19 protein-coding genes are annotated in these 21,995 nt (G+C 72.1%); 12 read left to right on the plus strand and 7 right to left on the minus strand.

The genetic code is table 11. The features are described from left to right. Window positions 1–28: 28 nt before the first annotated feature. From ureA to N4G70_RS22265, 3 genes are read left to right on the plus strand one after another with little or no spacing between them, the layout of a single operon-like run. A complete protein-coding gene (gene ureA, locus N4G70_RS22255; protein WP_261714438.1) occupies window positions 29–733 on the plus strand; it encodes an urease subunit gamma in 705 nt (234 codons plus the stop codon). After that, entirely contained in the window at window positions 733–2,415 is a 1,683-nt protein-coding gene (locus N4G70_RS22260) for an urease subunit alpha (protein WP_261714439.1), read from the plus strand. The genes ureA and N4G70_RS22260 overlap by 1 nt, the downstream gene beginning before the upstream one ends. A gap of 9 nt (window positions 2,416–2,424) precedes the next feature. Continuing rightward, window positions 2,425–3,462, plus strand: coding sequence for an agmatine/peptidylarginine deiminase (locus N4G70_RS22265; protein WP_261714440.1), 1,038 nt, complete (start codon window positions 2,425–2,427; stop codon window positions 3,460–3,462). Between the two features lie 105 nt (window positions 3,463–3,567). On the opposite strand, the gene N4G70_RS22270 is transcribed toward N4G70_RS22265, so the two are convergent. From N4G70_RS22270 to N4G70_RS22285, 4 genes are all read right to left on the minus strand, one after another. After that, entirely contained in the window at window positions 3,568–3,735 is a 168-nt protein-coding gene (locus tag N4G70_RS22270; protein ID WP_261714441.1) for a hypothetical protein, read from the minus strand. Beyond that, window positions 3,723–4,142, minus strand: a complete 420-nt coding sequence (locus N4G70_RS22275) for a hypothetical protein (protein WP_261714442.1) — start codon at window positions 4,140–4,142, stop codon at window positions 3,723–3,725. Before N4G70_RS22275 ends, N4G70_RS22270 begins: the two co-directional genes overlap by 13 nt. A 274-nt stretch (window positions 4,143–4,416) precedes the next feature. After that, the gene (locus tag N4G70_RS22280) at window positions 4,417–5,598 is read right to left on the minus strand and encodes a helix-turn-helix domain-containing protein (protein WP_261714443.1); all 1,182 of its coding nucleotides are present in this window, start codon (window positions 5,596–5,598) and stop codon (window positions 4,417–4,419) included. A gap of 106 nt (window positions 5,599–5,704) precedes the next feature. After that, window positions 5,705–6,346, minus strand: a complete 642-nt coding sequence (locus N4G70_RS22285; RefSeq protein ID WP_261714444.1) for an HAD family hydrolase — start codon at window positions 6,344–6,346, stop codon at window positions 5,705–5,707. Window positions 6,347–6,407: 61 nt separating this feature from the next. On the opposite strand from N4G70_RS22285, the gene N4G70_RS22290 reads away from it, so the two are divergent. From N4G70_RS22290 to N4G70_RS22315, 6 genes are all read left to right on the plus strand, one after another. Beyond that, window positions 6,408–6,596, plus strand: a complete 189-nt coding sequence (locus tag N4G70_RS22290; protein WP_261714445.1) for a hypothetical protein — start codon at window positions 6,408–6,410, stop codon at window positions 6,594–6,596. A 285-nt stretch (window positions 6,597–6,881) separates the two neighbouring features. Continuing rightward, on the plus strand, window positions 6,882–7,523 hold the full coding sequence (locus N4G70_RS22295) for a TetR/AcrR family transcriptional regulator (protein WP_261714446.1): 642 nt from the start codon (window positions 6,882–6,884) through the stop codon (window positions 7,521–7,523). A 61-nt stretch (window positions 7,524–7,584) separates the two neighbouring features. After that, window positions 7,585–8,898, plus strand: a complete 1,314-nt coding sequence (locus N4G70_RS22300; protein WP_261714447.1) for an MFS transporter — start codon at window positions 7,585–7,587, stop codon at window positions 8,896–8,898. 305 nt (window positions 8,899–9,203) lie between these two features. Continuing rightward, window positions 9,204–10,847 carry a citramalate synthase gene (gene cimA, locus N4G70_RS22305; protein ID WP_261714448.1) on the plus strand — a complete coding sequence of 548 codons (1,644 nt, stop codon included), beginning with the start codon at window positions 9,204–9,206 and terminating at the stop codon, window positions 10,845–10,847. Window positions 10,848–11,026: 179 nt separating this feature from the next. Continuing rightward, the gene (locus N4G70_RS22310) at window positions 11,027–12,370 is read left to right on the plus strand and encodes a hypothetical protein (protein ID WP_261714449.1); all 1,344 of its coding nucleotides are present in this window, start codon (window positions 11,027–11,029) and stop codon (window positions 12,368–12,370) included. 132 nt (window positions 12,371–12,502) lie between these two features. Beyond that, on the plus strand, window positions 12,503–13,396 hold the full coding sequence (locus N4G70_RS22315; protein WP_261714450.1) for a hypothetical protein: 894 nt from the start codon (window positions 12,503–12,505) through the stop codon (window positions 13,394–13,396). 424 nt (window positions 13,397–13,820) lie between these two features. Here N4G70_RS22315 and N4G70_RS22320 read toward each other — a convergent pair whose 3' ends face one another. Together N4G70_RS22320 and N4G70_RS22325 are read right to left on the minus strand one after the other, a co-directional pair. Beyond that, window positions 13,821–14,456 carry a YceI family protein gene (locus N4G70_RS22320; protein WP_261714451.1) on the minus strand — a complete coding sequence of 212 codons (636 nt, stop codon included), beginning with the start codon at window positions 14,454–14,456 and terminating at the stop codon, window positions 13,821–13,823. 133 nt (window positions 14,457–14,589) lie between these two features. Further along, window positions 14,590–15,921 (minus strand): helix-turn-helix domain-containing protein, encoded by a 1,332-nt coding sequence (locus N4G70_RS22325; protein ID WP_261714452.1) that lies wholly within the window; start codon window positions 15,919–15,921, stop codon window positions 14,590–14,592. Window positions 15,922–16,033: 112 nt separating this feature from the next. Between N4G70_RS22325 and N4G70_RS22330 the strand changes: the two genes are divergently transcribed. Beyond that, complete coding sequence (locus N4G70_RS22330) at window positions 16,034–17,392, plus strand: M64 family metallopeptidase (RefSeq protein WP_261714453.1); 1,359 nt, start codon at window positions 16,034–16,036, stop codon at window positions 17,390–17,392. 370 nt (window positions 17,393–17,762) lie between these two features. On the opposite strand, the gene N4G70_RS22335 is transcribed toward N4G70_RS22330, so the two are convergent. Then, entirely contained in the window at window positions 17,763–18,815 is a 1,053-nt protein-coding gene (locus N4G70_RS22335) for a substrate-binding domain-containing protein (protein WP_261714454.1), read from the minus strand. Between the two features lie 246 nt (window positions 18,816–19,061). On the opposite strand from N4G70_RS22335, the gene N4G70_RS22340 reads away from it, so the two are divergent. Then, complete coding sequence (locus N4G70_RS22340; protein ID WP_261714455.1) at window positions 19,062–21,452, plus strand: polysaccharide lyase 8 family protein; 2,391 nt, start codon at window positions 19,062–19,064, stop codon at window positions 21,450–21,452. A gap of 231 nt (window positions 21,453–21,683) precedes the next feature. Next, the coding region (locus tag N4G70_RS22345) for a carboxyl transferase domain-containing protein (RefSeq protein WP_315904280.1) at window positions 21,684–21,995 on the plus strand (312 nt) is incomplete at its 3' end.

Here is a 21,995-nt window from a genome sequence, read left to right on the forward strand (position 1 = left end):
GTGGCGTTCAAACAGGAGGTGTGGTGGCGTGCGACTGACCCCGACGGAGCGTGACCGGCTGCTTTTGTTCGGCGCGGCGGAACTGGCCAGGGCCCGCAGGGCCCGGGGGCTGCGGCTGAACGTGCCGGAGGCGACCGCGTTGATCGCGGACACCGTCTGCGAGGCGGCCCGGGACGGCAGGCGGCTGTCCGAGGCCATCGAGGCGGCCCGGTCCGTACTCGGCCCCGACGACGTGCTGCCCGGTGTGTCCGACGTCGTCACCGAGGTGCATGTGGAGGCCGTCTTCGACGACGGCTCGCGGCTCGCCGTGGTCTCCGACCCCATCGGCGGCACCGCGGGCAAGGACGCCCCCGGCGCGCTGCTGCCCGGCGACGGCTACCCGGAGGCCGACCCCGAGGTGCGGCTCACCGTGACCAACACCGCCACCGTGCCCATCTCGGTCACCTCCCACTTCCACTTCTTCGAGGCCAACCCCCGGCTCGCCTTCGACCGCGCGTCCGCCTACGGCATGCGGCTGTGCGTGCCCGCCGGGTCCTCGGTCAGATTCGGGCCCGGCGAGAGCGCCGAGGTCGGGCTCGTCCCCATCGGCGGTGATCGGATCGCGATCGGTTTCGCCGGCCTGGTGGACGGCCCCCTCGACGCGCCCGGCGCGAAGGACGAGGCCCTGCGCAGGGCCGCCGCCTGCGGCTATCTGGGAACGGGTGCGCCCGGCCCGCGAGAGGGAGAGCAGTGATGGACCCGTACGAGTACGCCTCCGTGCACGGCCCCCGCACCGGGGACCGGATCCGGCTCGGGGACTCGGGCCTGACCGTCCGGGTCGAGTCCGACTCCCAGCGGCCGGGCGAGGAGTTCCTGGCCGGCTTCGGCAAGACGGCCCGCGACGGGCTGCATCTGAGGGCCGCCGCCGTCCGCGACACCTGTGACGTCGTCATCAGCAACGTGGTCGTGATCGACGCCGTGCAGGGCATCCGCAAGGTGTCCATCGGCATCCGCGAGGGGCGGATCTGCGCCATCGGGCGGGCCGGCAACCCCGACACCCTGGACGGGGTCGACGTGGTCGTCGGCACCGGCACCTCGATCGTCTCCGGCGAGGGGCTCATCGCCACCGCCGGGGCCGTCGACACCCATGTCCATCTGCTGTCCCCGCGCATCATGGAGGCATCCCTCGCCTCCGGCGTCACCACGATCATCGGCCAGGAGTTCGGCCCGGTCTGGGGCGTCGGCGTCAACTCGCCCTGGGCGCTGCGGAACGCCTTCGCCGCCTTCGACGCGTGGCCCGTCAACATCGGCTTCCTCGGCCGGGGTTCGTCCTCCGACGGCGCCCCGCTGGTGGAGGCGCTCGCCGAGGGCGGGGCCTGCGGATTCAAGGTGCACGAGGACATGGGCGCACACACCCGCGCGCTCGACACCGCGCTGCGCGTAGCGGAGGACCACGACGTCCAAGTCGCCCTGCACAGTGACGGGTTGAACGAATGCCTCACCGTCGAGGACACCCTGAAGGTCCTCGAAGGCCGCACCATCCACGCCTTTCACATCGAGGGTTGCGGCGGCGGCCACGTTCCCAACGTCCTGAAGATGGCGGGCGTCCCGAACGTCATCGGCTCCTCCACCAACCCCACCTTGCCCTTCGGCCGGGACGCGGTCGCCGAGCACTACGGCATGATCGTCTCGGTCCACGACCTCAAGACCGACCTGCCGGGCGACGCGGCGATGGCCCGCGACCGCATCCGCGCCGGGACGATGGGCGCCGAGGACGTGCTCCACGACCTGGGCGCGATCGGCATCACCTCCTCCGACGCGCAGGGCATGGGCCGCGCCGGCGAGACCGTACGCCGCACCTTCGCGATGGCCGGGAAGATGAAGGCCGAGCTGGGCCCCCTGGAGGGCGACGGATCCGAGGACGACAACGCGCGCGTGCTGCGCTACATGGCCAAGCTCACCATCAACCCGGCCATCGCCCACGGGCTCTCGCACGAGATCGGCTCCATCGAGGTCGGCAAGATGGCCGACATCGTGCTGTGGCGCCCGGCCTACTTCGGCGCCAAGCCGCAGATGGTCCTCAAGTCCGGCTTCCCCGCCTGGGGCGTCACCGGCGACCCCAACGCGGCCACCGACACCTGCGAACCTCTCGTCCTCGGCCCGCTGTTCGGCGCGCACGGCGGTACGGCCGCCGAGCTGTCCGTCGCCTTCGTGGCGAAGGCCGCCCTCGACCAGGGCGGCGACCAGCTGCCCACCCGCCGCCGCCGGGTCGCGGTGCGCGGCACCCGCGGCATCGGCCCGGCCGACCTGCTGCTCAACTCCCGTACCGGAGCCGTCGGCGTGGACGACCGCACCGGGCTCGTCACCCTCGACGGCGACCCGCTGCGCTCCGAACCGGCCGACTCCGTCTCCCTCAACCGCCTCTACTTCCTGTAAGGACCCCTGATGTCTGCTGCCGCCGACGGCTTCCGCATGCCCGCCGAGTGGGCCCCGCACGAGCGGACCTGGATGGCGTGGCCGGGCCCCAACGTCACCTTCCCCAACGACGCCGAGCTCGCCGAGTCCCGCGCCGCCTGGGCGTCGGTGGCCCGCGCGGTACGCCGCTTCGAGCCGGTCACCATGGTCGTCGGGCCCGGCCAGGCGGAGGGCGCCCGCGCGCTGCTCGGCCCCGACATCGAGCTCGTCGAGCGCGAACTCGACGACGCCTGGATGCGGGACATCGGCCCCACCTTCCTCACCGACGGCAAGGGCCAACTGGCCGCCGTGGACTGGACGTTCAACGGCTGGGGCGCGCAGGACTGGGCGACCTGGGAGCACGACGCGAAGATCGGCGCGCACGTCTCCGACCTCGCGGGAGCCCGCACCTACACCTCGCGCCTGGTCAACGAGGGCGGCGCCATCCACGTCGACGGCGAGGGCACGGTGCTGCTCACCGAGACCGTCCAGCTCGGCCCCGAGCGCAACCCCGACTGGACCCGCGAGGAGGTCGAGACGGAGATCCACGCCATGCTCGGCACCCGCAAGGCGATCTGGCTGCGGCGCGGCCTGACCGCCGACTACCCCCCGCACGGCTACGGCACCCTCGGCCACGTCGACATCGTCGCCGCCTTCGCCCGCCCGGGCGTCGTGGTCGCCCACACCCAGCCGGACCCCACCCACCCCGACCACGAGCTGTGCAAGGAGAACGTGGCACTGCTCCGCGCCCAGAAGGACGCGCGGGGCCGCTCGCTGGAGGTCGTCGAAATCCCCGCCCCGACCGTCGTCCAGGACGACCACGGCTGGGTCGACTACTCCTACATCAACCACTACCTCTGCAACGGCGGCGTCGTCCTGTGCGCCTTCGACGACCCCCGCGACGAGAACGCGGCGGGCATCTTCCGCCGCCTGTTCCCCGAGCGCACGGTGACCCTCGTGGATGCCCGCACGATCTTCGCGGGTGGGGGCGGGATCCATTGCATTACGCAGCAGCAGCCGAGGGTGTGACCGCGCCCGGCGGAGCGGCGCTCGTCCACGCGTGGGGCGTGCGCCCGTGCCCGCCCGTGAACCGGTGTTCCGATCCGGGGCTCAGAACCCCCGGCGACCGTGGGGTCAACGGGCCCGGGGCCGACAGGCCGGGTCGCCTTTGACATGGCGCCAGTTGTCCGGGCGGGCCCCATTCGCCGAGGCGTGCGCCCCGGCCTGCCCGACCGGCAGGGCGACGCCTTCGATGGGCTTGTCGCAGTAGAGGCAGATCTTGACGCTGCTCAGGGCAGCCATGACTCTCCCGTCGTCCTGGGTCCGAGCTGGTGAGCAACAGCCCCAGCAAGGGCCGTGCGAAGTTGTTCGGTGCGCGTGATGATGCGGCTCTCTGCCGGAGATCGTTGCCAGTGCAGTTGCGGGTCGCGCCCGTCGAGCGGCGGCACGGTCACGTAGGTCGCCGTGCTGCCGGCGAAAGTCCTCGGCACCTGCCAGCCTGCGGTGCTGCAAGGGTCGACCAGGAAGTAGAGGGTGCGGGCCCACGGATCGCAGATCACGGCCCCGCAGTCTTCGCCCAGACGTTCCACCGCGACGAGGCCAAGGGTGAGCGGCGCACGGACGACGTCCCAGTGCACCCCTCCGGCGATGTGCCAGACGGTGCCTTCAGGCGGCAGCCACGAGGCGGTGCTTCTGGCGGCGGCCTTCATGATGACCCCCTGCCTCCGCACGTGGTGATCGGCCAGATCTTGCTGTTGCTGATGAGGATGATGTGGCCGTCGGCGTACACCGTTCTGGCGACGACTCCACGGTGGAAGCCCGCCTGTCCGTGTAGGCGGGCGGCGCCGAGGGCCCCGTCAACTGAGGCCAGCGCGACGTCTCTGTCAGTTATGACCGCTCCCATCTGCCTGTTCGGCGGAGACGGAGAGATCATGCGCTTCGGGAACGCCCGCAAGTGACACACCCTGTGTCACCCGGTGTAGCTCAGACGGCGCCGATCCACTCGGCGAAGTGGGTCAACGATGCGAAGTCCGCGCGCTTCAACCGGCGTAGGGTCGCGGTGTCTTGACGTGCCCAAGGGTGTTCGCGGGTGTGCTGGGGAGCGATGCGACGGGCGGTCTTCAGCGACTCGAAGGAGTCGTCCATCAGCCCGGCCCAGAGTTGGATCCGGGCCAGGTCGATGTAGAAGCCGGAGCGTCGCTCTGCCGGCATCGTGGCGGGCGGCATCCACGAGCGGCCCATGTCCAGAGCGCGGCCGACCCAGTCGCTGCCGAGGCTGACGGCCACGGCTACCGCATGGATGCGCACGCTGTCCGGTCCGAACGCGGTGCCGTGATAGACGGCTTCGGTCACGCTGTCGCCCAGGGCTCTGGCCTCAGCGAGATGCGTGTCGGCGGCGTCCAGGGCGCCGGCGCGGCCCGCGATGACGGCGGCCCTCATGTGGAGGGCGCCACGCGCTGCTGTCCGCTGAGCATCGGTGGCGGCTGGGGCGCGATCGATGGCCTTTTCAAGGTGGCGCAGGCCGCTGGTGTGGGCGCGGGCCGCGAAGAACGTCTCGGTGCGGACGTAGGCGACGGACGCGTGGACGAGGTCGTTCTCGGCGTGCGTGGCCGCCCAGCGCATGAGGTCGATCAGACGGGCGGAAAGGTCACGGGCGCCGTATTTGTAGGCGACTGCGTCGGCTGCGCGGTAGGCGGCGACGAGCAGTTCGGCAATCCGAGGACGCTCGGCCGCGGAAGCCTCCGACAAAGCGCGGGCGAGGTCATCCAGGAGTGAAGGGAGGTGTTGGACGATGCGCAGGTACTGGGCGCCGAGCCGCCACTGGGCGGCTGCCCTGACCTGTGTGGCCAACTCGTCGGTCGGGCGGACGGGGCCGTCGCTCGGCATGTCGTAGGTTGCGATGACCGCCGACAGGGCCGGCAGCTCGCTGCGGACCCGATTGTCGTGGTGCGCGTCGCCGGTGAGGAGTCGTGAGGGGTCTGTCCTGAGGGCGTCAGCGATGGCATCGAGAGTGTCTGTACTGGGCACTCGACTGCCTTGCTCGATCTTTCTGAGCATACTGAGGGAGAGGTGGGCGGCGTCGGCCAACTGTGACTGGGTGAGGCGTCTGGCGCGGCGGGTCGCGGCGATGCGCAGGCCTGCGTTGTGCGTGGGGCCGACGGGCATACTGAACTCCGTTCGGGGCTGCACTGCGAACCGTACCTGCGCGGGCATGCTGCGGTTGCCCAGTCACTCCGCCTGTAACGAGTACGCAGGCATGCTCCGTTGAGTATCAGCCGCTGACGATCGTCGCCAGCTGGGTGAGCGAGTCGATGCGCCAGTCCGCCGCCGCGACAACGTCCGGCTGGTCCGCCCACCAGTGGCCCCAAGGCCCGCGCCGCAAGTGCGCTGTCAGCAGGCCCGCGTCTTTCGCGGGGAAGAGGTCGTTCTGCGGATGGTCGCCGACATACAGAGTGGCGTGTGGGCCGGCCTGCGCCACCTCAAGAACCCTTGTGAAGAAGGCTGGTTGGGGCTTCGCGGCGCCCCATTCGCCGGAGGTGACGACGAGGTCGGCGGGCAGGTCGAGACCGCGCAGGAGTTCGCCGGCCCGGGCCGTCTGGTTCCCGGCGATGACGACACGGACGCCGAGTTCACGAAGGGCGCCGAGAGCGGGCCGGACGTCGTCGTACAGATCCGTCTCGTCGAGGTATTCGCCGCGGCCGGCGGCCTCTCTCGCCGCGTAGGCGGCACGTAGGTCGATGCCGGGCTTGAGCAGGCGTAGGGCGTCGGCGTTGTCGCACCCGCGGGTGACCACGGCGCCGACCAGCGCGGAGATCGTGTGCCGGGGAAAGCCGAGCCAGTCGGCCCAAGCTGCCCAGTACCGGTCGTCGCGGACGAGGGTTTCGCCAACATCGAAGACGATGGTCTCAATCATCACGGCCACGATACGGGGCCGACCATGTCCGAGTGTCAGTGCTCGTCGCTACGCTTTGCTCATGCCTCCTACACCTGCCACTCCTCGCCCTGTCCGCCCCGCGGCGGTGATCAATGAGCGGATGCGGGAGCTGGCCGGGCACGGCTGGTGGTCGGATGCGGAACGTGCCGAGTACGACCTCCTGCTGGTGGAGTGGGCCGCCGCTCAGCACAGCGAGACAACGCGGGCCGACGTCGGGCCTGCCGCTTAGAACCCCGGTCTCGGGTGGCAACGCTGACGGGCCATCCAGTGCGGCTCGGGGTACCGGCGGCCGGGCGACCCGGACGTGTGGCCGCCCGAGGATGCGAGCCTGTTCGCACCGGCCGCGTCGACGTAGCAACATCGGGTCCCTGACTACGGCGGGGCCAACGTCGCGTCGGTGAACGGCCGAGCGCCGCTGGGTCCCCGTCGCGCCAGGCCCTCCCACCGGGACGGGGCGCATGCCCGGGACGCCCGCGTGGCCGAGGCGGCCCGAGCCATCAGGTAGAACATACGGGTGAACGCACCCCGCCGCCGCAACACCGCCCCGCCCCGCGAGGAGCTGCTCGCCGCCGCCATGGACACCATCGCCGAGCGCGGGCTCGACGGGCTCACCATGGCCGGGCTCGGGCGGGAGGTGGGGATGTCCAGTGGGCACCTGCTCTACTACTTCCGCAGCAAGGACGAGCTGCTGCTCCAGACCCTGGAGTGGAGCGAGGGGCGGCTCGGTGAGGAGCGGCGCGGGCTGCTGGTGCGGCCGGGTACGGCACGGGAGCGGCTCGACGCCTACGTCGATCTGTATGTGCCGGACGGGCCCCGCGACCCGCACTGGACCCTGTGGCTGGAGGTGTGGAACCGCTCGCAGAACGCCGACGACGCGGCCCGCGCGCGCCAGGCAGCCATCGAGGGGGCCTGGCACCGCGACCTGGTCGCGATAGTCGCCGAGGGCGTCTCGCGCGGCGAGTTCCGCCCGGTGGACGCCGACCGCTTCGCCGCCCGGCTGCGCGCCCTGCTCGACGGGTTCAGCGTGCATGTGGCGGTCGGTCTGCCGGGGACCGGGAGGCCTCAAGTCCTCGACCACGTAAGGGAGTTCGTGGACCAGGATCTGATGCGGGAGACGCGGGGCGGCGAACGCCGGGAACGCAACGCACGTAAGTAGGCCCGATCGTTGCGGCCGTACGACTTGTCGGCCGGGCGGCCCTGCGCCAACGTGAGCGTTCATGGGACGAGAGCACTGGAAGAAGATCTGGGTCGGCTCGGCCGGCAACATGGTCGAGTGGTTCGACTGGTTCGTGTACGCCACGTTCGCCGTGTACTTCGCGGACGCGTTCTTCCCGAAGGGCAACGAGACCGCCAACCTCATGAACACCATGGGGATCTTCGCGGTCGGCTTCTTCATGCGCCCGGTCGGCGGCTGGCTGCTCGGCCGGATCGGCGACCGCAAGGGCCGCAAGGCCGCGCTCACCATGACCGTCACCCTGATGTCCGCCTCCGCGATCCTGATCGCGATCGCACCGACGTACGCCGTCGCCGGATACGGGGGAGTGGCCGTCCTCCTGGTCGCCCGGCTCCTCCAGGGGCTCTCGGTCGGCGGCGAGTACGCGGCCAGCGCCACCTACCTCACCGAGGCGTCCGACCCGGGCAAGCGCGGCTTCGCCTCCAGCTTCCAGTACGTGTCGATGACCGCGGGCCAGCTCGTCGGGCTCGGCCTCCAGATCGTCATGCAGCGCAACCTCTCCGACGCGGCCCTGCACAGCTGGGGCTGGCGCATCCCGTTCATCGTCGGCGCGCTGGGCGCGGGCGTCGTCTTCTATCTGCGCCGCTCCATGCTGGAGACCGAGGTGTACGCGGAGTCGGGCGCGGCCCACGACGAGGACCGGGGCACCCTCAAGGCGCTGTGGGCGCACCGGCGCGAGGCGTTCCTGGTCATGGCGCTCACCATGGGCGGCACCGTCGCCTACTACACGTACACGACGTATCTGACGAAGTTCCTGTCCAAGAGCGCGGGCATGGAGAAGTCCACCGCCTCGCTCGTCAGCTTCTGCGCCCTGTTCGTCTTCATGTGCCTCCAGCCGCTGGCGGGCGCGCTCTCCGACCGGATCGGGCGGCGGCCGCTTCTGATCACCTTCGCGATCGGATCCACCTTCCTGACCGTGCCGATCATGACCATGCTCAAGCACGCGGGCACCTTCTGGCCGGCCTTAGGCCTGGCCCTGCTCGCCCTGGTGGTGGTCACCGGCTACACCTCGATCAACGCCTGCGTGAAGGCCGAGCTCTTCCCCACCGGCATCCGCGCCCTGGGCGTCGCCCTGCCGTACGCCCTCGCCAACGCCCTCTTCGGCGGGACGGCCGAATACGTGGCGCTGTGGTTCAAGAAGGCGGGCATCGAGTCCGGCTTCTACTGGTACGTGGCCGGCTGCGCCGCCGTGTCCCTGGTGGTCTACCTGACCATGCGGGAGACGCGCGACATCGATCTCAACCGGACCGAGAACGCACCCCGGCGAACCGAAGCGGAACCGGTTCCCTCGAATTAGCGCAGGTCGGGAGCCGCCCGGATGGTGAGACCCCCCATCCGGGTCCCGGACTCGTATGGCAGACTGCGAGCGTGCTCGCTTCCCACATGATTATGGACAGCAGCGCGCCGGTCCGCAGTGATCGCTGAACCGTGGCACCACCCGCGGCAGCGGCCATCGTGCCCCAGACCCGCGCGCAGACCTCTCGCACCCGCGAGGGGTCTTTTCGTTTACCGGCCCCACCACGGCCGGGGCGAGGAGCGCGGCGACGGGGGCAAGTGGAGCCCTCAGTTCGGAGCCACTCACCCGACAGGAGTCAGATCAGCATGACGAGCAACGAGGCGAACGAACCCGCCGAGGAGAGTCTCCTCGACGGCCTTCGGGTCGACGACAGCTTCCACGTCTTCGACACGACGCTGCGCGACGGAGCGCAGCGCGAGGGCATCAACCTCACCGTCGCGGACAAGCTGACGATCGCCCGGCACCTGGACGAGTTCGGGGTGGGCTTCATCGAAGGCGGCTGGCCCGGCGCCAACCCCCGCGACACCGAGTTCTTCGCCCGTGCGCGGCAGGAGATCAGCTTCCACCACGCGCAGCTCGTCGCGTTCGGCGCGACCCGCCGCGCGGGCGGCAAGGCCGCCGAGGACCCGCAGGTGCGCGCCCTGGTCGAGTCCGGCGCGCCGGTGATCACGCTGGTCGCCAAGTCGCACGACCGCCATGTCGAGCTGGCCCTGCGCACCACCCTGGACGAGAACCTGGAGATGATCCGCGACACCGTGTCGTACCTGCGCGAGCAGGGCCGGCGGGTCTTCCTCGACTGCGAGCACTTCTTCGACGGCTACAAGGCGAACCCCGAGTACGCCAAGGCCGTCGTGCGGGCCGCCAGTGACGCCGGCGCGGACGTCGTCATCCTGTGCGACACCAACGGCGGCATGCTCCCCGCCCAGGTCCAGGCCGTCGTCGCCACCGTGCTCGCCGACACCGGCGCCCGGCTCGGCATCCACGCCCAGGACGACACCGGCTGCGCGGTCGCCAACACGCTGGCCGCCGTCGACGCGGGCGCCACCCACGTCCAGTGCACGGCCAACGGATACGGCGAGCGGGTCGGCAACGCCAACCTGTTCCCGGTCGTCGCCGCCCTGGAACTCAAGTACGGCAAGAGGGTGCTGCCCAAGGGCGCGCTCGCCGAGATGACCCGTATCTCGCACGCCATCGCCGAGGTGGTCAACCTCGCGCCCTCCACGCACCAGCCGTACGTCGGTGTCTCCGCCTTCGCCCACAAGGCCGGGCTGCACGCCTCCGCGATCAAGGTCGACCCGGATCTGTACCAGCACATCGACCCGGGGCTCGTCGGCAACCACATCAGGATGCTGGTCTCCGACATGGCGGGCCGCGCCTCCATCGAGCTCAAGGGCCAGGAACTCGGCATCGACCTCGGCGACGACCGCGAGGTCGTGGCCCGTGTCGTGGAACGGGTCAAGGCGCGCGAACTCCAGGGGTACACCTACGAGGCCGCCGACGCCTCCTTCGAGCTGCTGCTGCGCGACGAGGTCGAGGGCGGCCCGCGCGACTACTTCCGCATCGAGTCCTACCGGGCGATCATCGAAACCCTCAAGGACGGCACCCACGCCAACGGCGCCACCGTGAAGTTCTGGGTCGGCGAGGAGCGCATCATCGTCTCCGCCGAGGGCAACGGTCCGGTCAACGCCCTCGACTCGGCACTCCTCGAAGGCCTGGAGCGGTTCTACCCGCAGGTCGCCAAGTTCGAGCTGGTCGACTACAAGGTCCGCACCCTGGAGGGCAAGCACGGCACCGCCTCCACCACCCGCGTGCTGATCACCACCACGGACGGCACGGGCGAGTGGACGACGGTCGGCGCCGCCCCCAACGTGATCGAGGCGTCCTGGGAGGCGCTCCAGGACGCGTACACCTACGGTCTGCTCCGCACCGGCACCCAGCCGCGGCGCTAGCCGCGCGACGCCGTGGGGCGGGCCTCCACCCCGCGGCGTTCCGCCCCGCGTCCCGGGCCGGGGGCGGGGCGGGCCGCCTGACCACCCCCGGCCGCCGCACCCCCGACCCGGCCCACCGCACCCCCGGCCGCCGTACCCCGTATGTCCGTTTCCGAGTGGCCTCGGGTAGCGTCGGCATCATGAGGCTCAGGGTTTTCTCCGCACTCTCCGCCGTAGCGCTCGCCGCGCTGGCCACGGCGGGCCCCGCCATGGCGGCAACCGGCGCGTCCGACGTGGCCGACCACCTCAAGAAGAGTCCGGTGTACGTGGACCCCGGAGCCGCGAACCAGCTCAGCGCGGCCCAGGCCGACGCCCTGGCCAAGAAGATCAAGGACGCGGACAAGCCGCTGTTCGTGGCCGTGCTGCCGAACAGCGCCGCGTTCCCCAAGGCCTCGATCCTCGGGTACCTGCGGACCGACACCGGCGTCACCGGCCTCTACGCGATCCGGCTCGGCGACGCCTTCACCTCCGGCGCCGACAGCAAGGTCATGCCGAAGCAGGCCGTGCAGAACCTGAACAGCGCCGTCCGCGCGCCCGGCACCGGCGAGGACGCCGCCACCCAGTTGAACGCGTTCGTCGACAAGGCGCTCCCGCAGATGAAGGGCCACGCGCCCGCTTCCTGGGGCGGCGGCTCGGGCTCCGACGACGGGGTGAACACCGGCGCACTCGTCGGCGTGGGCGCGGTGGTCGTCGCGGGCGGCGCCGGCGCGTACGCCCTGGTCCGCCGCAACCGCAAGAAGAAGGCCGAGGAGGAGCGGGCCGCGCTCCAGCGCCTCCAGGTCGTCGTGGACGAGGACATCACCGCGTTCGGCGAGGAGCTCGACCGGCTCGACTTCCACCCCGCCGAGGCCGGCGCCGACGACGCGATGCGCGCCGACTACGAGCGCGCCCTCGACGCGTACGAGACCGCCAAGTCCCTGATGGCGAAGGCCGAGCGCCCCGCCGATGTGACGGGCGTGACCCAGGCCCTGGAGGACGGCCGGTTCTCGCTCGCCACCCTCGCCGCCCGCCGCGAGCACCGCCCGCTGCCCGAACGGCGCGCCCCCTGCTTCTTCGACCCGCGCCACGGCCCCTCCGTCGAGGACGCCACCTGGACCCCGGCCGGCGGCGCCCCGCGCCAGGTCCCGGTCTGCCAGGCGGACGCGACCCGGCTGCGCGACGGCCAGGACCCGATGGTCCGCGAGGTCGACACCGACCAGGGCCGCCGCCCCTACTACGACGCGGGCCCGGCCTACGGACCCTGGGCGGGCGGCTACTTCGGCGGCGGCATGCTGCCCGGCCTCCTGATGGGCACGATGCTCGGCTCCATGCTGTCGACACCCGCCTACGCGTCCGACTACGGCGGCGGCTCCTACGACGCGGGCTCCGGCTTCGACGGCGGCGACGTGTCGGGCTCCAACTTCGACCCGTCCGACTTCGGCGGCGGCTGGGGCGACGGTGGCGGGGGCGGCGACGGCGGAGGCTTCGGCGGCGGGGACTGGTAGGGGGACCAGTAGCGGGACCAGTAGCCCCCTGACCTGCCAAGCCGTTGTTGACCCACCCCGCCGCAGCGGGCGATAGTGGCGAGCCGCACAACCAGGGTTGGGGAGACATTGCAAGCCGGGCACAAAGACGTCATGGCGGCCTGCGCCGACGCGGAGGCACTGCTGCGGGCGGGCCGCACCAGCGCGGCCCGCAAGGCAGCACGCGCCGCGCTCTACACGGACGGGCCCGACCCCTGCCTGTACGCCCTGCTCGGGCGCGCGCACGCCGCCGAGGGCGACGCCGACCACGCCGACCGGGCCGAGGCGGTCTTCCGCGAAGGCCTGGCCGCCTTCCCCGACGACCTCGGCCTCCTCACCGCGTACACCGCCCTGTGCCACACCGCCCCCGACCCCGCCCGCACGAGCCGCGCCGCGGAACTCGCGGCGCGGCTGGGGGAGTTGGGGGCGGGGGCGCTCGCCGGTCCGGCCCGGGGCTCGGCGTCTCCGGAGGCGGGGCGGCGGCCCTCCGCGAGCCGGGTGCAGCGGCACGACGCGCGACTGGTGCTGACGGTCATCGGGCATCCGGCCGGCGCCGCTCAGCGCGCATGGGACCGGGCCCGCGCGACGCCCGACGACGACCGCACCGCGGTACTCGCCGAAACCCTCACCGCGCTGGCCCGCCGTGGCCGGGCGCCCTTGAGGCTCCTGGTCAGGGCCCCGCTCACGGGCGTCCTCGGGTGCTGGGCCTGGTTCGTGGCGACGCTGCTGGTGGTGGCCGCGCTGCACCTGCCGGTATGGACGGGCCTGGCCGCGCTGCTCGGCCCGGCGCTGTTCCCGCTCCTGTACGGGGTGCTGCGGGCCGCTCGCCGCAGGGCCGCGCGGCGCGATCCGGCTGCGCCCGCGGTCGGGGCGGCGGGGGTTGACGCGTTTCCGGCGCTGCCGGCGGTTCCGCGGTACACCGCCCGGGAGAGGGTGACGGCGGGGTTGGTGGTGCTGGCGGTGGCCCTGACGCTCGGGGTGGTCGCGGCCCGCTTCCCCGGCCGCTAGCGGTCCGCCCGGCGCCGCGCGCCTAAGCCGTTGCGGTTCTGCGGGCCGTGGTCGCTTTTCGCGCAGTTCCCCGCGCCCCTGAACCCGCTCCCGCCTGCGGACCGTGCCCGCTTCTCGCGCAGTTCCCCGCGCCCCCAAAACCATCGGTCGCGTGCGGATCGTGGTCGCTTCTCGCGCAGTTCCCCGCGCCCCTTAGCGGTACTGGTGCTGGCCCGCATCGGGCATTTCAGCCCGTCCGGCGTTTGAGGACGAGCGCCGTTCAGGCGCGAACGGGGTCTGGGGCGGAGCCCCAGAGGTCCCGGAACCTTCCAACCCTGGGCCTACGGGCGGGTGGGTGGGCGAGGTGCCTCGGGGTCTGGGGCGGAGCCCCAGGGGGCCCGGGGCCGGCCAACCCCGCCGCAAGGGGGGTCGGTGGGAAACGGCCTCAGGCCGCCGCCCGAATCGCCGAGATGTCGAACGTCAGCTTCACCCTGTCACTCACCATCACCCCACCCGTCTCCAACGCCGCGTTCCACGTCAGCCCCCACTCCGACCGCAGAATCTCGGCCCCGCCCTCGAACCCCACCCGCTGGTTGCCGTAGGGGTCCGTCGCCGTGCCGTTGAACTCCAGGTCGATGGCGAGCGGCCGCGTCACGCCCTTGATCGTCAGATCGCCGATCATCCGGTACTTGTCCCCGCCGAGCGCCCGCGCCTCGGTCGAGCGGAAGCTCATCAGGGGGAACTGCTCGGCGTCGAAGAAGTCGCCACTGCGCAGGTGCCCGTCCCGGTCGGCGATGCCGGTGTCGACACTGGCGATCTTGACGTCGATGGACGCGGCGGAGGCGGCCGGGTTCGCGCCGTCCAGGGTCAGCGTGCCCTCGTGCTCGGTGAACGAGCCGCGGACGTTGGTGACCATGGCGTGCCGCACGGTGAAGCCGATGCTGCTGTGCGCCGGGTCGATCGTGTACGTACCGCTCAGCTCGGCGAGCGCCGGGTCGACCGCGACGGGCGCGGAGACGGACCCGGGGGAGTCCGCGGTGGCGGTGGCGGTGCTGCTGTTCTTGCGGCCGAAGAGACCCATGACTGCTCCTTGGGGACGCGCCGCGGCCTTGCGCCGAAGCGGTTTAACTTTCAACGAGAGCCACGGTAGAACCATTCCGTTCAGGTTTCAACTACTTCAACGCGGGCCCGGAAAGAAGGGCCGGCCGGTGCCCTCAGATGCGGGGGAGCAGCGGGGCCGGCCCCAGGGTGGTCGTGCCGGGGGCGGCGCGATGGCCGAGCCCGGTGCGGTACGCGTCCATGGCCGCCTCGACGCGACCGGCCCGCCGCAGCAGGTCGCCGAGCAGTCGGCACAGATCCGCGAGGTCACCGCTCGCCCCACTGCGTTCGAGGAGCCCGAGCGCGGTGACGTAATGCTCCTCCGCCGCCTCGATCTCGCCCCGTTCCTCGCGGATCAGTCCGAGCAGCCGGTGCGCCCCGCCCGCGTGCACCGCGCCGTGCTGGTCGCCGAGTTCGGTGAGCGGGGCGAGCAGGGTCATCGCTTCCGCGTGCCGCCCGAGGCGTCGCAGTACGTCCGCGAGCTCGACCTCGACCTGGGCGGTGAACAGGACGGCCCGCTTGGCGGCGAGCATGTCCCGGGCGGTCCGCAACTCCCGCTCCGCGGCGTCGAGTTGGTCCTCCTGGGCATACACGTAACCGCGCATCCAGTGGCAGTGCGCCAGATCGGTGCGCAGTCGCAGCTGGCGGTAGATCGACTGGGCCTTGGCGAGCGAGGCGTCCGCGTCCGTCAGGCGCCCTTCGGCCAGGAAGGTGCGCGCGACCTGCCGGTGCATCCCGGCGACCAGGGCCGGGTCCGAGACCTGCGGGGCCAGGGCGAGGGCCAGCTCGGCGGCGCGCGCGGCCCGCGCCTGCGCGCCCATGTCCAGATACGGGCCGATGATCGCCGCGTACAGGAGGACCAGCGCCTCGGGGTCGGCGAGCCCGCTGGTGCCGAGCTCGTCGATGGCCGACTCCAGGACGTAGCAGGCGTACCGCAGCTCGCCCGCCAGGATGTTGGCGACGGCCCGGCCCCGGATCGCCCGCGCCCGGCGGGGCAGCGGCTCGGCCGCGAGGAGCTGCTCGCTCGCCTCGAAGTGGCGTATGGCGTCGGTCAGTTCACCGGTTTCCAGCGCGCAGTCGCCGAGCCCGAGCAGTGCCTCGGCGCGTTCCTCGTCGAGGTGGTGCAGCTCCGCCTCGGTGAGCAGCCGGCGGTAGCGTACGGCAGCCTCGTCGGCCTCGCCGGTGGCGAGTGCGCGCTGGGCGTCGGTGAGCCCGAGCCGCAACTCGGTGACCAGCCGGGCCGGGCGCCCCGTGGCCAGCTCCTCGGCCGTGGTGCCGAGCCGCTCCGCGAGATGGCGCAGGGCCGCTTCCGAGGGGCGCACCTTGCCGGACTCCAGGGTGGAGACATAGGCGGGCGTATAGGCGGGCTCCGCCAACTGACGTTGCGTCAGGCCCAGTTGGGCGCGCAGCCGCTGAACTCGGCGGCCGATCACGGCAGGTTCATCCATGGCGTCCCCTTGGCCCCAGGGCATTGCGCACACCCCGTGCGCCCCCTAATTTAAGCAGGCCGTTCAACGCATTTACCCGACTGCTTAACTTCCGTTACGGGGAGAGGACTTCATGCGTCCACGTCCGCCCATGCGCCGATCCATCGCGACGGCCGCGCTCGCCGGCGCCACCCTCCTGGCCACCCTCGCCACCGGCCCCGGTACCGCGGCCGCCGCCGACCCACCGCCGCCGCGCCCGAAGGTCCAGGTCGAGATACCCGGGCCGGAGGCCGCCTCGGGGCAGACCCTCGCGGGCTCCGGCCACACCCTGGTCCCGGTGAACGGACGGGGCGGGCCCGCGCCGCACCTCTCGGCGCCCTCGGCGATGGCCGCCGACGGCAGGGTGACCAAGGTGGTCGACAACGGCACCACCGCGGACCGCCTGGACATCGTCATCGTCGGCGACGGCTACACCGCCGACCAGCTCGACCGCTTCCACGCCGACGCCAAGGAGAAGTGGGGCGAGATCACCGGCGTCGAGCCGTACACCACCTACCAGAACCTCTTCAACGTGTGGACCGTGGACGCGGTCTCCGCGCAGAGCGGCGTCTCCGGCGACCCGGCGCAGGGCGACGTCAAGAACACCGCGCTCGGCTCGTACTTCTGGTGCGACGGCGTCGAGCGGCTGCTCTGCGTCGACCAGGACAAGGTCGACTCGTACGTGGCGAAGGCGCCCCAGGCCGACCTGGTCGTGGTCCTCGCCAACAGCTCCAAGTACGGCGGCGCGGGGTACAACGAGCCGTCCGCGAAGCTCGGTTACGAGGGCATCTCCACGGCGTCGGCCGGGAACGCCAAGTCGGGCCAGGTGGCCATCCACGAGACCGGGCACTCCCTCGGCAAGCTCGCCGACGAGTACTTCTATCCCGGCACCCCGGGCTATGAGCACTACGAGGGGCCCGAGGCCGACCAGTCCAACATCTCGATCCTGACGGCGGATCGGATGGCCGCCTCCCGCACCAAGTGGTACCGCTGGCTCGGCGAGGTCTCGCCGGACGGCGGGACGGTGGGTGCGTACGAGGGCGGCGGCTACTACGTCACCGGTCTGAACCGGCCCACGGACGGCTCCATCATGCGGATCCTGGGCAAGCCGTTCAACCTGCCGGGGGTGGAGGCGATGATCGCGGGCTTCTACCGCCACGCGTCCATCGCGACGCCGGGCGTCTCGACCTCCCGTACGTTGCGGTCGTACGACGTCGCGCGGGTGACGGTTCCCCGGCTTGCCGGGGCGCGGCAGTTGACGGTGCGGTGGTACTTGGACGGGCGGGAGTTGCGGCGGTACGCGGGGGCGGGGGCGGTGCCCGTGCGGGGGCTCGGGCTGGGGCGGGGGTTCCACGACCTGACGGTCCGGGTCACCGACTCGACGGCCTCCGTCCGTGACCCCGGGGTCGCGGCGGCCCTGCGCGCGACGCTGACCTGGCAGACCCACCGCTGACCCCCCGGCCGGGGCTCCGGGGGCCCGATCCCCTGGGGCTCCGCCCCAGACCCCGTTCGCGCCTGAACGGCGCTCGTCCTCAATCGCCGGACGGGCTGAGGTGTCCGCACTGGCCAGCGCCGAGTAGTTAAGGGGCGCGGGGAACTGCGCGAGAAGCGATCACGGTCCGCAGGATCGAGAGGGGTTAGGGGCGCGGGGAACTGCGCGAAAAGCGAGCACGGCCCGCAGAATCGAGAGGGGTTAGGGGCGCGGGGAACTGCGCGAAAAGCGTCCACGGTCCGCAGGATCGAGAGGGGTTAGGGGCGCGGGGAACTGCGCGAGACGCGGGCACGGTCCGTAGAGCGTGGAGGGGGTTGGGGGCCAGGGACCCTTACGTGCTGGAGGCGCGGAGGGTCAGGGCCGGCAGGATCGAGAGGTGGTGCCGGGCCCGCGCCGGCTCGGCGATCCGCTGGGCCAGCATGTCCACCGCCGCAACCCCCACCGCCCGCTTCGGCGGAGCCACCGCCGTGAGGGGAATGTCGGCCAGCGCCGCCACCTCGTCGTCGTACGCCACGATCGCCAGATCCCCCGGCACGGACAGCCCGCGCGCCCGGAGCCGGGGGAGCAGCACGATCGCGTCGTGGTCGTTGTGGACCAGGACCGCGTCGAGCAGCCCGCCCCCCACCGCCCCGGTGAACGCGTCGAGTTGGGCGTCGCGCCGCACCGGGTCGGTCTCGGGCGCCGTGAGGGTGAAGCGCAGGGACTCCGGCGCGGGCAGGCCGAGCGAGGCGAGCCCGCCGAGGTAGCCCTCCTGGACCAGCGCGCCGTGCGGGCTGTCCGCGCGCAGCAGAAGGCCGATGCGGGTACGGCCGGACTCGGCGAGGTGGCGGACGGCGAGCCGGGCCCCGTAGGCGTGGTCGGTCACCACGCGCTCCGCGCCCGGCACGTCGTCCCCCGAGCGCCGCTCCACCAGGGTGAAGGGCACGCCGAGCGCCGTCAGCCAGTCCTGGTCGCCGACCGGGCCGCACGGGGCGATGAGCAGCCCGTCGATCCCGTGGGCGAGCAACTGCCGCACCTGCGCCCGCTCCTCCTCGGGGCGGTACTGCGAGATGCCGAGCACGAGCCGGATGCCCCGCGCGGCGGCGGCTTCTCTGGCCCCTTTGATCACCTCGGGGTAGTAGTAGTCGGCCGTTGGCACGACGAGGCCGAAGACCAGGGACGGGCCGGCCGGGCGAACGACAGGCGCCGCCGGGTCCGACGCGCTGTCGGGGAGCAGCGCCCCGCCGTGCACCCGGGCCACGAGACCCCGTTCGGCCAGCGCCTCCACATCCCGGCGCACGGTGACCGCCGACACCTTCAACTCCTCGGCGAAGTCCGTCACCCGCAGCGAGCCGCGCTCGCGCAGCCGCCGCAGTATCGCCTGGTGCCTGTCCTCGGCATGCACGTGGTGTCGCCCCTCCCGGTCGGCCTCGGCCGAACGCCGTCAACCGCTGACCAGGAGCGTAACCCTCGGCGGATCGTTCGTGCACGATTCTGTGCGAACGATCAATTCTCCTGATGAATGTGCGAAGTATTGCGCGTTCTTTCGATGTCATGAGAGAAACCGCTCAAACGCGCGTCGCTCGCCCCGGGCCCCGCGGCCCACCCCGTGCCCCTCCCCCTTCGCATGCGCTCCGGAGGTTCCGCCACCATGCCATCCCCGCAGGGCAGTTCACGCCGTACCTTCCTCACCGCGTCCGGCACCGGCGCCGCCGCCGTCTCGCTCGGTCTGGCCCTGCCCGCCGCGCGGGCCGCGGCCTCCCAACTCGCCCCGGAAGGCGATGAGTTCGACACCCTGAGGCTGAGCTGGCGCGAGCTGACCCTCGGCACCGGCTTCGACGCGGGGGCCGAGCCCTACGCCACCAAACTGGCCGCGCTCGGCACCGCCGCCCGCACCGCGCTGGCCACCATGGCCCCCGCCACCGGATCCCTCTGGCCCGACCAGCCGCTGACCGCTCCCGCCACCGGCTCCGCCAACATGAGCGCGAGCTACGGCCGGCTCAACACCATGGCGCAGGCCTGGGCGCAGCCCGGCACCGGATCCACCGGCGACACCGCACTGATCGCGGCCGTCGGCCGGGGCCTCGATCACCTCCACGCACAGATCTACAACGAGCACACCAAGCCCTTCGGGAACTGGTGGGACTGGCAGATCGGCAGCTCCCGCCTTCTGCTCGACACCGCCGTCATCGCCCACGAGGCCCTCACCGCCGAACAGATCGCCCACTGCACCGCCGCGGTCGATCACTTCGTGCCGGACAGCGCGGTCGCGGTCTACGCCGGCACCTCCACCGGCGCCAACCGCACCGACCTGTGCCGGGTGCTCGCCACCCGGGGTGTCCTCGGCAGGAACGCGGCGAAGATCGCCCTGGCCCGCGACGCGCTCTCACCCGTCTTCCCGTACGTCACCGCCGGGGACGGCCTCTACGCCGACGGCTCGTTCGTCCAGCACACCTGGATCGCCTACACCGGCTCCTATGGAGAGGTGCAGATCGACGGCCTGTCCCGGCTGTTCGCGCTGCTCGCCGGATCCACCTGGGCGGTCACCGACCCGAACCGCCGCATCATCCTCGACTCCGTCGAGCGCAGCTACGCGCCCTTCATCCACGACGGCCTGATGATGGACTGCGTCAACGGCCGCGCGATCTCCCGCCAGACCACCGACGACCAGCTGATGGGCCGCACGATCATGGCGCACATCGCCATGCTGGCCCTCGGGGCACCGGCCGCCGAACGCGACCGCTGGCGCTCGCTGATCAAGGGCTGGGTCGACCGCGCGCAGAGCGTCCCGGTCCTCACCGACCAGCGCCTCTCCGTCGCCAACCTCGCCCTGCTGCGCGCCGCCGTGGACGCGGCCCCCTCGGCGGCGCCCGCCCCCAAGGGCCCCCGGCTCTTCCCCGCGATGGACCGCGCGGTGCACCGCGGCACCCGGTTCGCCGCTTCCCTCAGCATGTCCTCGAACCGGATCGCGTACTACGAGAACGGCAACGGCGAGAACCTGCGCGGCTGGCACACCGGCTCCGGCATGCTCGCCTGGTGGGGAGAGGGCTTCGCGGGCGATCAGTACAGCGACGCCTTCTGGCCCACCGCCGATCCGTACCGGATGCCCGGCACCACCGTCTCGCGCAAGCCGCTCGCGGACGGCGAGGGCGGCGCGTGGGGCGCGGCCAGGCCCGCCGCGACCTGGGTCGGCGGTGCCGAGGACGGTACGTACGCGGCGGTCGGCCAGCACCTCAGGGGGCTGTCCTCCACCCTCACCGCCCGCACGTCCTGGTTCTTCGTGGGGGACGAGATCGTCTGCCTCGGGGCGGGCATCACGGCGAGCGACGGAACGCCCGTCGAGACCGTCGTCGACCACCGCAACCTCGGCGCCGCCGGCACCAACGCCCTCACCGTGGACGGCCGCCGACTGCCCGCGACGCTCGGCCGGCGCGACACCTTCCGGCGGGCCCGCTGGGCGCACATCGCGGGCCACGGCGGGTATGTCTTCCCCGACGGCGCCGCCGTCCAGGCCCTGCGCGAGGAGCGCACCGGCACCTGGAAGGCGATCAACACCGGCGGCACCGCGGACCCGGTCACCCGCCGCTACCTCACCCTCTGGCACGACCACGGCACCGATCCCGCCGACGCCTCGTACGCCCACATCCTGCTGCCCGGCGCCCGGCAACTGGAGACCGCCGTGCGCGCCGCCGACCGCGACAAGGTGCGCGTCCTCGCCAACTCGGCCTCTGCACAAGCGATTTCGGCCCACCGGCTCGGGCTGCTCGCCGCCAACTTCTGGACGGCGGGGACGGTCGGGGGCCTCACCGTGGACGGCCCCGCGAGCGTCCTGGTCCACACGGCGCACCGCACGGCGACCCTCTCGCTGGCCGCCCCCGAACGCACCGGAGCACCCGTGGAGCTGATCTGGGACCGGCCGGTACGGTCGGTGACCTCGCGGGACCCGCGGGTCGAGGTGCTCGGCACCGGCCGCGCGCTGCGGCTCCGTATCGCCCCGGGCACCGCCTGCGGCACGGTGCGTACGAACGTCGTACTGCGCTGACACGGGCCTGACACCCGGCTGACGCGAGGCGGGCGGGGCGCTGACACGCCGCTGACGTGACGCTGACGCCGGGTCGTCCGGCGTTGTCGGCACCCAACAAACCTCGGGGCCCCTGCGCTGTTGAGTCGGCTGTCTGGTGCAGGTCTACTGTCAGGCCCCACTAGGAAAGCGGTCGTGAGACTGTTCGGAGTCGACGGAGGAAATCCTTGACCCCTTTCGTAGGGTCGATACATGACCGTTGTGGACCAGACCCCGGGTGAGCCGAGCGATACGCGTGGACGCGTGGCGGAACTCCTTGCCCTGCGTGAGGAAGCCCGCCGTGGGCCCAGTGAGCGCGCGACCGAGGCGCAGCACGCCAAGGGCAAGCTGACCGCCCGCGAGCGCATCGACCTGCTGCTCGACCCGGACTCCTTCCACGAGGTGGAGCAGTTGCGGCGCCACCGGGCGGTGGGGTTCGGCCTGGAGGCGAAGAAGCCGTACACCGACGGTGTGATCACCGGGTGGGGCACGGTGGAGGGCCGCACGGTCTTCGTGTACGCCCAT

It is taken from the genome of Streptomyces sp. ASQP_92 (assembly GCF_025399895.1).
Classification (GTDB): Bacteria; Actinomycetota; Actinomycetes; order Streptomycetales; family Streptomycetaceae; genus Streptomyces.

Coding starts and splice junctions, on each gene's coding strand:
- N4G70_RS22260 (WP_261714439.1), top strand. CDS start 733: ATGGACCCGTACGAGTACGCCTCCGTGCACGGCCCCCGCACCGGGGAC.
- N4G70_RS22265 (WP_261714440.1), top strand. CDS start 2,425: ATGTCTGCTGCCGCCGACGGCTTCCGCATGCCCGCCGAGTGGGCCCCG.
- N4G70_RS22270 (WP_261714441.1), bottom strand. CDS start 3,735: ATGGCTGCCCTGAGCAGCGTCAAGATCTGCCTCTACTGCGACAAGCCC.
- N4G70_RS22275 (WP_261714442.1), bottom strand. CDS start 4,142: ATGAAGGCCGCCGCCAGAAGCACCGCCTCGTGGCTGCCGCCTGAAGGC.
- N4G70_RS22280 (WP_261714443.1), bottom strand. CDS start 5,598: ATGCCCGTCGGCCCCACGCACAACGCAGGCCTGCGCATCGCCGCGACC.
- N4G70_RS22285 (WP_261714444.1), bottom strand. CDS start 6,346: ATGATTGAGACCATCGTCTTCGATGTTGGCGAAACCCTCGTCCGCGAC.
- N4G70_RS22290 (WP_261714445.1), top strand. CDS start 6,408: ATGCCTCCTACACCTGCCACTCCTCGCCCTGTCCGCCCCGCGGCGGTG.
- N4G70_RS22300 (WP_261714447.1), top strand. CDS start 7,585: ATGGGACGAGAGCACTGGAAGAAGATCTGGGTCGGCTCGGCCGGCAAC.
- cimA (WP_261714448.1), top strand. CDS start 9,204: ATGACGAGCAACGAGGCGAACGAACCCGCCGAGGAGAGTCTCCTCGAC.
- N4G70_RS22310 (WP_261714449.1), top strand. CDS start 11,027: ATGAGGCTCAGGGTTTTCTCCGCACTCTCCGCCGTAGCGCTCGCCGCG.
- N4G70_RS22315 (WP_261714450.1), top strand. CDS start 12,503: ATGGCGGCCTGCGCCGACGCGGAGGCACTGCTGCGGGCGGGCCGCACC.
- N4G70_RS22320 (WP_261714451.1), bottom strand. CDS start 14,456: ATGGGTCTCTTCGGCCGCAAGAACAGCAGCACCGCCACCGCCACCGCG.
- N4G70_RS22325 (WP_261714452.1), bottom strand. CDS start 15,921: ATGGATGAACCTGCCGTGATCGGCCGCCGAGTTCAGCGGCTGCGCGCC.
- N4G70_RS22330 (WP_261714453.1), top strand. CDS start 16,034: ATGCGTCCACGTCCGCCCATGCGCCGATCCATCGCGACGGCCGCGCTC.
- N4G70_RS22340 (WP_261714455.1), top strand. CDS start 19,062: ATGCCATCCCCGCAGGGCAGTTCACGCCGTACCTTCCTCACCGCGTCC.